The organism is Modestobacter sp. VKM Ac-2984 (assembly GCF_026967985.1).
GTDB lineage: Bacteria > Actinomycetota > Actinomycetes > Mycobacteriales > Geodermatophilaceae > Modestobacter.
Map to the genome: position 1 here is coordinate 174,415 of NZ_JAPVBJ010000002.1, position 13,379 is coordinate 187,793.

The 13,379-nt window shown below is 73.4% G+C and carries 12 protein-coding genes; 8 read left to right on the forward strand and 4 right to left on the reverse strand.

Going from position 1 to position 13,379, the window contains the following annotated elements; all coding sequences use genetic code 11:
- Positions 1–3: 3 nt before the first annotated feature.
- From O2W16_RS04760 to pknB, 6 genes are all read left to right on the forward strand, one after another.
- Positions 4–465, forward strand: coding sequence for an FHA domain-containing protein FhaB/FipA (locus O2W16_RS04760; protein ID WP_269157662.1), 462 nt, complete (start codon positions 4–6; stop codon positions 463–465).
- Positions 462–1,883: a PP2C family protein-serine/threonine phosphatase gene (locus O2W16_RS04765; RefSeq protein ID WP_269157663.1), complete on the forward strand. Its 1,422-nt coding sequence runs from the start codon at positions 462–464 to the stop codon at positions 1,881–1,883. The genes O2W16_RS04760 and O2W16_RS04765 overlap by 4 nt, the downstream gene beginning before the upstream one ends.
- Positions 1,883–3,310 (forward strand): FtsW/RodA/SpoVE family cell cycle protein, encoded by a 1,428-nt coding sequence (locus O2W16_RS04770; RefSeq protein WP_269157664.1) that lies wholly within the window; start codon positions 1,883–1,885, stop codon positions 3,308–3,310. Before O2W16_RS04765 ends, O2W16_RS04770 begins: the two co-directional genes overlap by 1 nt.
- Positions 3,307–4,752, forward strand: a complete 1,446-nt coding sequence (locus O2W16_RS04775) for a peptidoglycan D,D-transpeptidase FtsI family protein (protein WP_269157665.1) — start codon at positions 3,307–3,309, stop codon at positions 4,750–4,752. Before O2W16_RS04770 ends, O2W16_RS04775 begins: the two co-directional genes overlap by 4 nt.
- Positions 4,752–6,488 (forward strand): serine/threonine-protein kinase, encoded by a 1,737-nt coding sequence (locus O2W16_RS04780; RefSeq protein ID WP_269157666.1) that lies wholly within the window; start codon positions 4,752–4,754, stop codon positions 6,486–6,488. The genes O2W16_RS04775 and O2W16_RS04780 overlap by 1 nt, the downstream gene beginning before the upstream one ends.
- Positions 6,489–6,624: 136 nt before the next feature.
- Positions 6,625–8,415: a Stk1 family PASTA domain-containing Ser/Thr kinase gene (gene pknB / locus O2W16_RS04785; protein WP_269157667.1), complete on the forward strand. Its 1,791-nt coding sequence runs from the start codon at positions 6,625–6,627 to the stop codon at positions 8,413–8,415.
- Positions 8,416–8,442: 27 nt separating this feature from the next.
- On the opposite strand, the gene O2W16_RS04790 is transcribed toward pknB, so the two are convergent.
- Together O2W16_RS04790 and O2W16_RS04795 are read right to left on the reverse strand one after the other, a co-directional pair.
- Positions 8,443–9,105 (reverse strand): aminodeoxychorismate/anthranilate synthase component II, encoded by a 663-nt coding sequence (locus O2W16_RS04790; protein ID WP_269157668.1) that lies wholly within the window; start codon positions 9,103–9,105, stop codon positions 8,443–8,445.
- Between the two features lie 82 nt (positions 9,106–9,187).
- Positions 9,188–9,934, reverse strand: a complete 747-nt coding sequence (locus O2W16_RS04795; RefSeq protein ID WP_269157669.1) for a DUF881 domain-containing protein — start codon at positions 9,932–9,934, stop codon at positions 9,188–9,190.
- Positions 9,935–10,083: 149 nt separating this feature from the next.
- On the opposite strand from O2W16_RS04795, the gene crgA reads away from it, so the two are divergent.
- The gene (gene crgA, locus O2W16_RS04800) at positions 10,084–10,356 is read left to right on the forward strand and encodes a cell division protein CrgA (protein ID WP_269157670.1); all 273 of its coding nucleotides are present in this window, start codon (positions 10,084–10,086) and stop codon (positions 10,354–10,356) included.
- 584 nt (positions 10,357–10,940) lie between these two features.
- Here crgA and O2W16_RS04805 read toward each other — a convergent pair.
- Complete coding sequence (locus tag O2W16_RS04805) at positions 10,941–12,101, reverse strand: thiolase family protein (protein WP_269157671.1); 1,161 nt, start codon at positions 12,099–12,101, stop codon at positions 10,941–10,943.
- Between the two features lie 99 nt (positions 12,102–12,200).
- Here O2W16_RS04805 and O2W16_RS04810 point away from each other — a divergent pair, with 99 nt between their 5' ends.
- Positions 12,201–12,605, forward strand: a complete 405-nt coding sequence (locus O2W16_RS04810) for a PH domain-containing protein (protein ID WP_269157672.1) — start codon at positions 12,201–12,203, stop codon at positions 12,603–12,605.
- Here O2W16_RS04810 and O2W16_RS04815 read toward each other — a convergent pair.
- Positions 12,602–13,345, reverse strand: a complete 744-nt coding sequence (locus O2W16_RS04815) for a rhomboid family intramembrane serine protease (protein ID WP_269157673.1) — start codon at positions 13,343–13,345, stop codon at positions 12,602–12,604. The two genes, O2W16_RS04810 and O2W16_RS04815, sit on opposite strands and share 4 nt — an antisense overlap.
- Positions 13,346–13,379 lie beyond the last annotated feature (34 nt).

The following is a 13,379-nucleotide window of genomic DNA, read 5'->3' on the forward strand; positions in this document are numbered from 1 at the left end:
GCAGTGACCGCGGAGATCGTGCTCCAGGCCTTCCGTTTCGGCTTCCTGCTCCTGCTCTGGCTGTTCGTCTTCGCCGCCTTCCGGGTGGTCCGCGCCGACCTGTTCGGCGGTCGGGCCGGCCGGGTGGCCTCGGTGCCGCCCCGCGCCGCCGCCGCTCGCAAGCGCGGTGGCCGCGGGCCGCGCCACCTCGTCGTCACCGCCGGCCCGCTGTCGGGCACCCGGATCACCTTGGGGGAACAGGCCATCCTGATCGGCCGCGCCGATGACTCGACGCTGGTGCTCACCGACGACTTCGCCTCCTCCCGGCACGCCCGGCTGACCAACCGCGGCGGCCAGTGGTACGTGGAGGACCTCGGGTCCACCAACGGCACCTACCTCGACCAGCAGCGCGTGCAGGGTCCGCTGCTGGTCGCCCCCGGCCAGCCGATCCGGATCGGGCAGACCGTCCTGGAGCTGCGTTCATGAGCTTGGTCCTCCGCTATGCGGCGCGTTCCGACCGCGGCCTGATCCGCAGCACCAACCAGGACTCGGTGTACGCCGGGCCCCGGTTGCTGGCCGTCGCGGACGGCATGGGCGGGCACGCGGCGGGCGACGTCGCCAGCAAGGTCGTCATCGCCGCGCTCGAGCACCTCGACGAGGACGCCCCCTCCGGCGACCTGCTCCAGGCCTTGCGCCATGCGGTCTTCGAGGGCAGCGAGCACCTGCGCGAGGTGATCCGGGAGTCCCCGCAGCTGGAGGGCATGGGGACGACGCTCACCGCCGTCCTCTTCGCCGGTGGCCGACTGGGGCTGTGCCACGTCGGCGACTCCCGCGCCTACCTGATGCGCGACGGCGAGCTGCACCAGATCACCCACGACGACACCTTCGTGCAGACGCTGATCGACGACGGCCGGATCACCGAGGAGGAGGCCAACAGCCACCCGCAGCGCTCGCTGCTGCTGCGTGCCCTCAACGGCCAGGACGTCGAGCCCGACCTGTCGATGCGCGAGGCCCGCGCCGGCGACCGCTACATGCTCTGCTCCGACGGCCTGTCCGGCGTGGTCAGCCACGAGACGCTCGCCGCCGCGATGCGCGAGCCCGACGCGCAGGCCACCTCCGACCGGCTGATCGAGCTCGCCCTGCGCAGCGGGGGCCCGGACAACATCACCTGCATCGTCGCCGACGTCGTGGAGGACGACGGCCGCGGTGTGCTCGTCGAGCCGGTCGTCGACGGTGCTGCCGGCGACCACGTGGGCCAGCGGGAGGTCGACCCCCGGTCGGCCGCCGGTCGCGCAGCGCTCGCCGACCCGCAGGCGGCCGGGCAGGCCACCGCGCTGACCACCAGCTCCCCACCGCCGCGCCAGCGCCGGCCGTTGCGCACGGCCCTCTTCGCCCTCGCCGCCGTCGTGGTGCTGGGCGCCGCGACGATCGGCGCGTACCTGTTCGTGATGGGCCACTGGTTCGTCGGGGTCGCCGAGACCGCCGACGGCGACCGGGTCGGGGTCTTCCGCGGGCTGAACGCCTCCGTCGTCGGGCTGGACCTCTACCGCCTGGACGAGGCGACGGCGCTGGCCACCGGCGACCTCACCCCGGCCGCCCGCAACCGGGTGGCCGACGGGATCCCCGCCGACGACCCGAACGACGCCGAGCGGATCCTCTCCAACCTCCGCAGCCAGCAGCTGCCGCTGTGCCCGAGGACGCCGGCGCTGACCGCCAGCACCCCGTCCGCCACCCCGACGCTGGCGGCGGAGCCCACCCCCGCCGCCGTCCCGGGTCAGCCGGACGCCGCCACGGCGACCGTCACGCCGACCGTCACCGGCGCCGCCGAGCCGACGCGCTCCGCCGCGGCCCCCGGGCGGACGCGTTCCGGTGAGCCCGGAGTGGACTGCCGGGAGGTCGACTAGTGGCTGCGCCGGTCAACGGCCCCGGCACCGACCCGCGCGCCGCCCTCGCCCCCGGCGCGGCCGTCCCCACCCGGCGGGGCACCGAACTGCTCCTGCTCGGCTTCGCAGTGCTCATCACGCTGGCCGCGCACCTGATCATCGACATCACCGTCACCGGGTCCCCGGGCACCGAGATGGTCACCTTCGGCGTCTGGTTCTCCGCCCTGTGGGGCGTCGCCCACGTCGTCGTCCGGCGGTTCGCGCCCTACGCCGACCCGCTGCTGCTCCCCTGTGTCGCGGTGCTGTCCGGGCTGGGCCTGTCGATGATCCACCGGCTGGACATCGCCGGTGAGCAGTTCGGCGGCAACGGTGCCGCCAGCGTGGACGCCCCGGTCCAGCTGGTGTGGGCCACGGTCGGGCTGGTGCTGTTCATCGCCGTCCTGGTGATCGTGCGCGACCACCGGGCGCTCTCCCGGTTCGCCTACACCCTCGCCCTCGTCGGGCTGGTCCTGCTGGCGCTGCCCGCGGTCCTGCCGAACTCCGAGATCAACGGCGCCAAGCTGTGGATCCGGTTCGGTGGCTTCTCCATCCAGCCCGGCGAGTTCGCCAAGATCTGCCTGATCGTCTTCTTCGCCGCCTACCTGGTCGACAAGCGGGACGTGCTCGCACTGGCCAGCCGCCGGGTGCTCCGCCTGGAGCTGCCGCGTGGCCGCGACCTCGGCCCGGTGCTGCTGGCCTGGGTCGCCTCGATCCTGGTGCTGGTCTTCGAGCGCGACCTGGGCAGCTCGCTGCTGCTGTTCGGCATCTTCGTGGTGATGCTCTACGTGGCCACCGAGCGGGCCAGCTGGCTGGTCATCGGCCTGCTGCTGTTCGCCGGCGGGGCGTTCGTCGCCTATCAGCTCTTCGGTCACGTCCGCGTGCGGGTCGACACCTGGCTGGACCCGTTCGCCTACGCCGACACCGGCGGCTACCAGGTGGTCCAGTCGCTGTTCAGCCTGGGCACCGGCGGCCTGTTCGGCGCGGGGCTCGGTGGCGGGCGGCCGGATCAGGTGCCGGTGGCCAAGAGCGACTTCATCGCCGCTGCCATCGGTGAGGAGCTCGGCCTCTTCGGGCTGGTCGCGATGATCGTGATCTACCTGGTGCTGGTCGAGCGGGGTCTGCGCACCTCCCTGGTGGTCCGGGACGGCTTCGGCAAGCTGCTGGCCGCCGGGCTGGCCTTCTCCCTCGCCTGGCAGGTGTTCGTCGTCCTCGGCGGGGTCACCGGCCTGCTCCCGCTCACCGGGCTGACCACGCCGTTCCTGGCCTACGGCGGCTCCTCGCTGGTCGCCAACTTCGGCCTGGTCGCGCTGCTCGTGCGGATCAGCGACGCCGCCCGCCGACCGGCCGGCGCGGCCGCGACCACACCGCCGAAGCTCACCGACGCACCGACCGAGGTGGTGCAGCCGTGAACGCCCCGCTGCGCAAGGTCGCGATCAGCGTGCTGGTGCTGTTCACGCTGCTGATCGTCAACGTCAACGTGATCCAGGTCTTCCGCGCCGACGAGCTGCGGGCCGACGCGCGCAACACCCGGGTGCTCGTCGAGCAGTACGACGAGCAGCGCGGCTCGATCATCGTCGACGGCAACGAGATCGCGCTGTCCGAGGCGACCGACGGCCCGCTCACCTACCTCCGCCGCTATCCGCAGGGCCCCCTCTACGCCCCGGTGACCGGCTACAACTCGCTGATCTTCGGCAACCGCGGGCTGGAGGAGGCCGTCGACGAGGTGCTCTCCGGCGACGACGCGCGGCTGGCGCTCAGCTTCCGCCGGCTCACCGAGCTGTTCACCGGGCAGGACCTCTCGGGCGGCAGCGTGGAGCTCACGCTGGACCCGGCGGTGCAGGCGGCCGCGATGTCGGCCCTGGACGGGCGGACCGGTGCCGTCGTCGCCCTCGACCCGCAGACCGGCGCCGTCCTGGGGCTGGCCAGCACCCCGACCTACGACCCGAACCTGCTCTCCAGCCACGACCCCGGCGCCATCCGGGCCTACGCCGAGGAGTTGGAGGCGCTGGAGACCGACCCGCGGACCAACGTGGCCATCTCCGAGCGCTACCCGGCCGGGTCGATCTTCAAGGTGGTCGTCGCCGCCGCCGCCCTGGCCACCGGCGAGTACACGCCGGAGACGGTGATCCCGGCGCCGCAGGACTACATCCTGCCGGGCACCACGACCGACCTGCAGAACTTCGGCGACCGGCCCTGCAGCCCGACCGGTGAGCAGCCGCTGATCGAGGCGCTGACCATCTCCTGCAACACCGCCTTCGCCCAGCTCGGCATCGACCTGGGCGAGGAGGCCGTCCGGGAGATGGCCGAGGCGCTCGGCATCGACGGCACGGGCTTCGACATCCCGCTGCAGGTGGAGGGCAGCACGATCGGCGACATCGAGAGCGACGCGGCGCTGGGCCAGACCTCGATCGGGCAACGAGACGTCGCCCTGACCCCGATGCAGGCCGCCATGATCGCGGCCGCGGTGGCCAACGACGGCGTGCTGATGAACCCGTACCTGGTGGAGTCGGTCCAGGCCCCCGACCTGACGGTCATCGACCAGACCGAGCCCGAGCCGTTCTCCGAGCCCTTCTCGGCCGAGGTCGCCGAGCAGCTGACCCAGATGATGACCAACGTCGTCGACGAGGGCACCGGCCGGCGCGCGCAGATCAGCGGCATCGAGGTGGCCGGCAAGACCGGCACGGCGGAGAACGCCGGCCCCGACCACAACTGGTTCATCGGCTTCGCCCCCGCCGAGGACCCGAGCATCGCCGTGGCGGTCTTCATCCGGAACGGCGGCGGCACCGGCGGGGACATCTCCGCACCGATCGCGCGCGAGGTCATCGAGGCGCACCTGCAGGGCGGCGGCTGATGGCGGTCCGCGTGGGCAGCATGCTGGCCGGCCGCTACGAGATCACCGCCCCCATCGCCACTGGCGGGATGGGGGAGGTCTGGCAGGCCCGCGACCGCACCCTCGGGCGGATCGTCGCGGTCAAGGTGCTGCGCAGCGAGTACACCGGCGACTCGAGCTTCCTCATCCGGTTCCGCAACGAGGCCCGGCACACCGCCGCCCTGTCGCACCCGAACATCGCCTCGGTCTACGACTACGGCGAGACCACCGAGGACGGGCAACGCCTGGCCTACCTGATCATGGAGTTCGTCGAGGGCAAGCCGCTGGTCACCGTCCTGGCCGAGCGCGGGCGGCTGACCGCCGAGCAGACCCTCGACGTCCTCGGGCAGGCCGGTGACGGCCTCTCCGCCGCGCACGCGGCCGGCATGGTGCACCGGGACATCAAGCCCGGGAACCTGCTCGTGCGCCCGGACGGCGTGGTGAAGCTGACCGACTTCGGCATCGCCTACGCCCGCGACGCCGCCCCCCTCACCCGCACCGGAATGGTGGTCGGCACCGCGCAGTACCTCTCCCCCGAGCAGGCCCAGGGGCACGTGGTGACCGCCGCCTCCGACGTCTACTCGCTCGGCGTGCTCGGGTACGAGTGCATCGCCGGGGTGCGCCCGTTCGACGGCGAGTCGCAGGTGGCGATCGCGCTGGCGCAGATCAACCGCCCCCCGCCCCCGATGCCCGCGGACGTGCCCTGGCAGGTCCGCGCCCTGATCGAGCGGTGCCTCGCCAAGGACCCCGCTGCCCGCTTCCCCGACGGAGGGGCCTTCGCCGACGCGGTGCGGCGGGTCGCGGCCGGCGGCGCCGTGCCGGCCGCGACCGCGATGACCCAGGTGGTCGGGGACGACGGCACGGCGACCACGATGTTCCCGGCGACCGGCCCCGGCACCGCCCTGGGCCCCTCGACTGCGCCCCGCACCATGCCCCCGTTGCACGGCCCCCCCGTCGACGGCGACGGAGCGAGCACCTGGACCGGCGGGGAGGACGACCCGCAGGACGTCCGGCGCACCCGGCTGCTGTGGGCGGCCGCCGCACTCGCCCTCGTGGGGCTGGTCGCCGCCGGGGTGTTCCTGGTCATGTCCCAGTCCGACGACCCGGACGGCTCGGCTTCGGCACCGGGTACCAGCTCGCCCTCGAGCTCCGCACCGGCGAGCACCAGTGCCTCCGGGACGCTCGCGTTCGACGTGACCGACTACGTCGGGGACGACGCCGACACCGTCACCGACGAGCTCGAGGGGCGGGGCTTCGACGTGCAGCAGCGGGAGGCGACCGGCACCGAGCTGTCGGCAGCCGGCGTGGCCCTGGCGGAGAACGACGTCGTGACCGCCTCCCCGAGGCGCGGCCCCCTGGCGCCGCGCTCGACGATCACGCTCGCCGTGGCCGCCGAGGCCTACGACCCCGAGGCCGGGACCGAGGAGGACGGCGACGGGGGCGGCGCACCGCCGCCGGCAGCACCTACCCCTGATGGCGATCCCGAGGAGGGGGCAGGCGTGGACGGCGAGACCACCAGTCCGACGACCGCCACCGTGACCGCCACCGTGACACAGCGGGGCACGACGAGCTCGAGCAGTGCGACGAGTTCGACAAGCACCTCCAGCAGCAGCTCGAGCAGCAGCCCGAGCAGCAGCCCCGTCTCGCCGTCGCCAGTGGAGCCCGTCGATCCGAACGCGGATGCACAAGCATCGCCCGAGCTCTCGCGCACCCCATGACACACGCGTCCCCCGGCGCTCGCGTCGCGCCTGTCGCGACCCGGCCAGCGATTAGGCTCCGCGACGGCGCACCGCTCCCCGGTCCTGCCATCCCGGAGCTGCGTCCGCCGCACCGCACCACCCGAGAGGACCACCGATGACCACCCCCCAGGTGCTCGGCGAGCGGTACGAGATCGGCGGGGTGCTCGGCCGCGGCGGCATGGCGGAGGTGCACCGGGGGCGGGACCTCCGGCTGGGGCGCGAGGTCGCGGTCAAGGTGCTGCGTCAGGACCTCGCCCGGGACCCGTCGTCCCAGGTCCGGTTCCGCCGCGAGGCCCAGGCCAGCGCGTCGCTCAACCACCCGGCGATCGTCGCGGTCTACGACACCGGGGAGGACCGCACCGCGACCGGTGCGACCCCCTACATCGTCATGGAGTACGTCGAGGGCGACACCCTGCGCGACGTGCTCCGCCGTGAGCGGCGGCTGTCCCCCGAGCGGGCCATGTCGCTGACCGCCGACATCTGCGCAGCCCTGGACTTCAGCCACCGGAACGGCATCGTGCACCGGGACGTGAAACCCGGCAACGTCATGATCACGCCGCAGGGCACGGTCAAGGTGATGGACTTCGGCATCGCCCGCGCGGTCTCCGACTCCGCCGCGACGATGACCTCCACCGCCGCCGTCATCGGCACCGCCCAGTACCTCTCCCCCGAGCAGGCCCGTGGTGAGGGCGTCGACGCCCGTTCCGACGTCTACTCCGCCGGGTGCCTGCTCTACGAGCTCGTCACCGGCAGCCCGCCCTTCACCGGCGACTCCCCCGTCGCCGTCGCCTACCAGCACGTGCGCGAGGACCCGCGGACACCGTCGTCGATCAACCCGGAGATCAGCCCGGAGCTGGACGCCATCCTGCTCAAGGCGATGAGCAAGAACCCGGCCAACCGCTACCAGTCGGCCGCCGACATGCGGGCGGACCTGCTGCGCGCCGTGGCCGGCCAGCGGGTCGAGGCCACGCCGGTGATGAGCGACGCCGAGAAGACCACGATCATCGGCGTGACGCCCGGCGGGTACGGCAACGACGACTGGGACGACGGGCAGACCGACGACAAACGCCGGCGCAACCGGATCATCGCCCTGGTCATCGCCGTGGTCCTGCTCGTCGCCGGCGGCGTCGGCCTGGCGCTGGCGCTCACCTCCGGGTCGGACGAACCCGTCACCCCCGTGGTCGAGCAGGTCCCGGTCCCCGACCTGGTCGGGGACCTGCAGGCCGATGCGGAGGCCGAGATCCTGGCCGAGGGTCTCCTGATCGGCCCGATCACCCGCGAGCCGAGTACGGAGGCCCAGGAGGGCACCGTGCTCAGCTCGGACCCGGCAGCAGGGACCGAGGTGGACCCGGAGACGCGGGTGGCCCTGGTCGTCGGCGGCGGCCCGAACACGATCGCCGTCCCCAACGTGCTCGGCGACCAGCAGGACGAGGCGATCGACCGGCTGGAGGGGGCCGGCTTCACCGGCAGCACCAGCACCGACCAGGTCGACAGCCTGGAGCCGGCCGGCACCGTCGTGGCAGTCGACCCCGCACCGGGCAGCCAGGCCGCGCCGGACGCGTCCTTCCGGCTGAGCGTCTCCACCGGCTCGATCACGCTGCCCGACGTGCGTGGTCTCACCGAGCCCGCTGCCCGGGAGGCCCTCGTGGACGCCGGGATCGACAACGGGGTCATCGTGCCGAACAACGTCGAGCGGGACGACGCCACGCCGGGCACCGTCGTCGACACCGATCCGGGCCCGCGGGCCTCGGTGTCGGCCGGCGAGACGGTCACCCTGCTCATCGCCGTCCCGACGCCGGCACAGCCGACCCCCACGCCGACCCCGAGTCCGACGCCGACCCCCTCGACCCCGGCCCCGACCCCGCCGGCGGGGGAGCCCACGGAGACGGCACAGCCCGCCGGCTGAGCCCCGGGCCACCCAGAGGTGGCCGGTTCAGACGGTGAGGGTGGTGAGCCGGCGGGCGCTGGCCGCCGCGGCCTCGACCCGGGCGGGGTCCGGCGCCAGCCCACAGCCGGACAGCCAGTTCGCCAGCAGCTGGTGCCCACCCTCGGTGAGCACCGACTCGGGGTGGAACTGCACTCCCTCGATCGGCAGCTCCCGGTGCCGCAGCGCCATCACGATGCCCGACGGCGTGCGGCCGGTGACCTCCAGTTCGGCCGGGACGCTGTCGGACTCGACCGCGAGCGAGTGGTACCGGGTGGCGGTGAACGGGCTGCCCAGCCCCGCCAGCACGCCGACACCGTCGTGCACCACCTGGCTGGTCTTGCCGTGCAGCAGCTCGGGTGCCCGGCCCACGACGCCACCGAAGGCCTCGGCGATCGCCTGGTGGCCCAGGCAGACCCCGAGCACCGGCAGTCCGGCGTCGGCGGCGGCCCGCACAATCGGCACGGTCACCCCGGCGTCGACCGGCGTGCCGGGTCCCGGGGAGAGCAGCACGCCGGCGACGTCCAGGTCGGCGAGCTCGTCGACCGTCACCGCGTCGTTGCGGCGCACCAGGCTGGGGACCCCGAGCTGGCCCAGGTACTGGACCAGGTTGTAGACGAAGCTGTCGAAGTTGTCGACGACGAGCACCGGCCGGGCGGCGGGCAGGCTCATCGCTCGACGCTCGCGTCGGTGCGGGACACGGGGCTCGCTCTCCAGGGCGTTGAGGGGGCGGGACGGCGGGCTGGGGACGGGCTCAGCCGACGTTGGCGTACTGCATGTCCAGGGCGCCGTCGTAGGCCGCCAAGGTCAGCTGGTCCCGCTCCTCGAGGTCGAAGGTCAACCCGTAGTCCTCGACCGCGTCCTGGAAGACCTGCACCTCCGGGGAGGCCGCCAGCTCCGCCTGCATCTCCTCGGCGTCCCCGACGGCGGTGACCACGAACGGCGGGGAGTACGTGCGGCCGTGCAGCAGCAGCGTGGGACCGACGCAGATGACGGCGCTGGTGGCGATCAGCCGCTGCCCCATGATGGACACCCCGTCGGCTCCGGCGGCCCACAGAGCGTTCACCACGCCTTGGACGTCGGACTGGTGGATGACCAGGTTGTCCGGGTTGCCCTCGGTCGGGGTCGTGCCGGCGGGCTGGTGCGGGGCGTCGTCCAGGACGATGGACATCCCCGGCCCGGTCAGCTGGGCCAGGCCGGCAGAGCCGACCCCGGGGGCGCCCCGCTGCTGAGCGGCGGCGACCTCACCGTTCCGGGAGGCCGCCAGGTCGGTGAGCGCCTGCACCTGCTCCTGGAGGGCGGCCAGCTCGGCCTGCTGGCGCGCGACGGCGGAGTCCCGCTCCTGGATCAGCGCGGACAGCTCGGTGGTCTCCCCGCCCCGCAGGTCGGTGCCCTGCGCCGTCTTGCTGGAGGTGGCGAAGAGCAGACCGGCAGCCAGGGCGACGACGGGCACGAGCCCGACCCACGGGTCGAACCGACGGGAGCGCCCGGTGCGGGCCATGCACACCTCCTGGTGTCCGCGTCCACCCCGGGAGGGCGGACAGGGGTGACGTCGCCGCGTGACGGGGCGGGACTGCTGGCCTCTCAGCTTAGGCTGGTGACCGTTCACGCCGGGGCGTCAGGCCACCGGCCCGGGAGGGAGTCCGCCAGGTGCCGAAGTCGAAGGTGCGCAAGAAGTCGGTCTACACGCCGCCGGAGGGCGTGCTGCCCTCGAGCGCGGCCCGGGCACAGGCCGCGAAGCCCAGCCCGCGGTGGTACGCCCCGGTGATGGTCGGGCTGATGCTGCTGGGCCTGCTGTGGATCGTCGTCTACTACGTGGCGGGTGACCGGATCCCGCTCATGGTGACGTTGGGCCCGTGGAACTTCGCCATCGGGTTCGGCGCCATGGTCGCCGGTCTGATCATGTCGATGCGCTGGCGCTGACACACCCCCGCACGGCCGGACCGACAGGCCCTCGTCCCCTCCTGGGGACGGGGGCCTTCGTCGTCCCTGGGGCGTCGGTACTCCGAACGGTCACCGATGCACAGCAGCCAGTGACCGGCTCGCAGGGTCGACAAACGGTCAACCTGCAGGTCAGCGGCCCGCCGGAAGATCGTCTGTGCACAGCGCCGGTCGCCATCCACAGGTGACCAGTTCGGCCGTCCACGGGTTTGTCCACGATCTGTGGGTTGTCGAGGCGGCGGCATCCCGTGTTGACCTGCGGATATGCCGGGTGTGTGACTGCTGGGACGGAAACGGCACAGGGGTAACTACACCCGTGGAACTCCGTCCCCAGCTGTGTACACAGCTGTGGGAAACCCGCTCGCGCACGGCGCTCGACCGAGGCGATCCAGACCCCTACTACCCGTCGCCGGTATCCGCAAACCGCCAGCGTGACGGGCCGTTCCCGCGCGTGTCCGGGAGAGTTGTCGACATCCCCGCGCCCGTCGACGGTCGCCGGGAACGGCACAACCCCCGGCCGTGGGGACGGGGGCTGTGGACGGAGCACGGCGGGCCGGTCGGTGGTCTCAGTGGTCGAGGAGCTCCAGGATCGTGGCGTTGGCCATGCCGCCGCCCTCGCACATCGTCTGCAGCCCGTACCGGGTCCCGCTGGCCTGCATGTGGTGCACCAACGTGGTCATGATCCGTGCCCCCGAGGCGCCCAGTGGGTGCCCGAGCGCGATCGCACCGCCCAGGGGGTTGACCACGTCGGCCCCGATGCCGATCTCCCGGCACCAGGCGAGCGGCACCGGGGCGAACGCCTCGTTCACCTCGAAGACCCCGATGTCGGCCAGCGCGAGCCCGGAGCGGTCCAGGACCTTGCGGGTGGCCGGGATCGGTGCGGTCAGCATGATCACCGGGTCGTCGCCGGCCACGACCGTCGTGTGCACCCGGACCAGCGGGGTCAGCCCGAGCTCGCGTGCCCGTTCGGAGGTGGTGACCAGCAGCGCCGCCGACCCGTCGGAGATCTGGCTGGCGTTCCCCGCGCTGATCACGCCGTCGGCCTGGAAGGGGGTCGTGAGCGCCCCCAGCGCCTCGAGGGTGCCGCCGGTGCGGATCCCCTCGTCGGCGGACACCACGGCGCCCTCAGGGGTGGTGACCGGGACGAGCTGCTCGTCGAAGGCCCCGTCGGCCCGTGCCTTGGCGGCCCGCTCGTGCGACCGCAGGGCGAACTCGTCCAGCTCGGCCCGGGACAGGCCCCACCGCGCCGCGATCATCTCGGCGCCGACCCCCTGGTTGGGCGCGACACCGCCGTAGCGGGCCAGGTACCGCGGCCCCAGCGGCCGGCCGGCCGACCCGTCACCGGCCGAGGAGCCCATCGGCACCCGGCTCATCGACTCGACCCCACCGGCGACCACGACGTCCGCCTGCCCGCTGACGACCGTCGCGGCGGCGAAGGCGACCGCCTGCTGGGAGGAGCCGCACTGCCGGTCGATGGTGGTGCCGGGTACCGACTCCGGCCAGCCGGCCGCCAGCGCCGCCACCCGGCCGATGTTGCTGGTCTGCTCACCGACCTGGCTCACACACCCCCAGAACACGTCGTCGACGGCGGCGGGGTCCAGCCCGGTGCGCTCCACCAGGGCCTGCAGGACGGTGGCGGAGAGGTCGGCGGCGTGTACGCCGGACAGTCCGCCACCCCGCTTCCCCACCGGCGTGCGGACGGCGGCACAGATGACGGCATCGCGCATGGACCACTCCTCAACACAGGGTGACGTCTCAGACGTCCGGTGCGGGTGATCCTAGGCGGCGGGTACGGGTCCGCGGCCGGTTGCTGACAAGCTGGCCCCGTGCACTGGGCGCCCCGGATCGGCGAGGCCGTGACGATGGCGGTCACCGGCGTGGCCCTGGCGCTGGCCACCCTGCTGGTCGACCCGGTGGGTCGGGTCCTCGTCGGTGGCGGCGCCGTGCTGCTGCTCGGCCTGGCCGCCCGCGACCTCGTGCTCCGTCCCCGAGTGCGGACCGATGCCCGAGGTGTGACGGTGCGGACGCTCAGCGGCGGCACGACGATCGCCTGGCCGGCCCTGCGGGCCCGGGTGCGGACCTCGCGACGGTGGGGGCTGCGGACGCAGACGTTGGAGCTCGAAGACGGCACGGACGACGCCGTCCTGGTCGTGCTGGGCCGCCGGGAGCTGGGTGAGGACCCGGCCACGGTCGCCCGGGCGCTGCACGAGGCCGGTGCGGGAGCTGGCTAGCGCCAGCCGCCGACGACCAGGACCAGCAGCAGCACCACGAGGGCGGCGATCCCGCCGACGGCGACCGGCCGGCGGCCGCGGGCCAGGACGAGGACACCGGCCGCCAGCACGCCCACCACCAGACCGCCGAGGTGCCCGAGCAGGGAGACCCCGGGCAGGAAGCTGATCGCCAGGTTGATGACCAACAGGGTGAGGAGGCCGCGGAGGTCCTGCTTCTGCTTCAGCAGGACCACGCCGAAGGCCCCGAGCAGGCCGTAGATCGCCGCCGATGCGCCGACCACCGCACCGAGGTAGTCGCCGAACAGCTGCAGGGCGGCCACGCCGCCCAGCGCGGAGACCAGGTAGACGGTCAGGAAGCGGCCCCGGCCCAGCATCCGTTCGAGCTCGGAGCCGAACAGCAGCAGGGCGAGCATGTTCAGCGCCAGGTGCACCGGCCCGACGTGGGTGAAGGCGCTCGTGACCACCCGCCACCACTCACCGACGTCGACCAGGTACGGGACGATCGCGAAGTCGTCCTGCAGCGGTGACCGGAAGCTGCGCAGCGGGTTGACGCCGACGCTGATCGCCGAGGCAGCGGTCGCCAGGGCGACCAGCAGGTTCAGCGCGATGAGGGAGAGGGTGACCGGCCCCCAGCGCCGGGCTGCGCTGCGCAGCCCGGTGGTGCGCCGGGGACGGCGGACGGTGGCGTTCCCGGCCCGGACGTCATCCGGGCACTGGAAGCCGACCGCAGCCGGGTTCATGCACTCCGGGCAGATCGGCCGGCCGCAGCGGGTG